Below are 320 nucleotides of genomic sequence, written 5' to 3' on the forward strand. Positions count from 1 at the left end.
ATTCCTTGATGCTTTCGCATCAATGGAGAATAGCGGGATCGAACCGCTGACCCCCTGCTTGCAAAGCAGGTGCTCTCCCATCTGAGCTAATTCCCCAAAATGATGACCTTGCGGTCAATGGGCATAAATGGACTCGAACCATCGACCTCACGCTTATCAGGCGTGCGCTCTAAACCAGCTGAGCTATACGCCCAAAATCATTTAGTTAGAGAGGTAAGCCTCTCAAAACTGACCATTGTTTCGACAAAGTATGTGTAGCCTCCGTATATTCCTTAGAAAGGAGGTGATCCAGCCGCAGGTTCTCCTACGGCTACCTTGTT

General features: G+C 48.8%; 2 tRNA genes and 1 rRNA gene (1 of these 3 cut by a window edge). All 3 read right to left on the reverse strand.

Features of this window, described 5'->3' with window-relative positions:
• Positions 1-23 precede the first annotated feature (23 nt).
• Positions 24-96 (reverse strand) — tRNA-Ala (locus tag FAY32_RS14160).
• A gap of 22 nt (positions 97-118) precedes the next feature.
• Positions 119-193 (reverse strand) — tRNA-Ile (locus FAY32_RS14165).
• An 83-nt stretch (positions 194-276) separates the two neighbouring features.
• A 16S ribosomal RNA gene (locus FAY32_RS14170) occupies positions 277-320 on the reverse strand (its annotated part continues 608 nt past the right edge of the window); the annotation flags it as partial.

The organism is Levilactobacillus enshiensis (assembly GCF_007115095.1).
Lineage (GTDB): Bacteria > Bacillota > Bacilli > Lactobacillales > Lactobacillaceae > Levilactobacillus > Levilactobacillus enshiensis.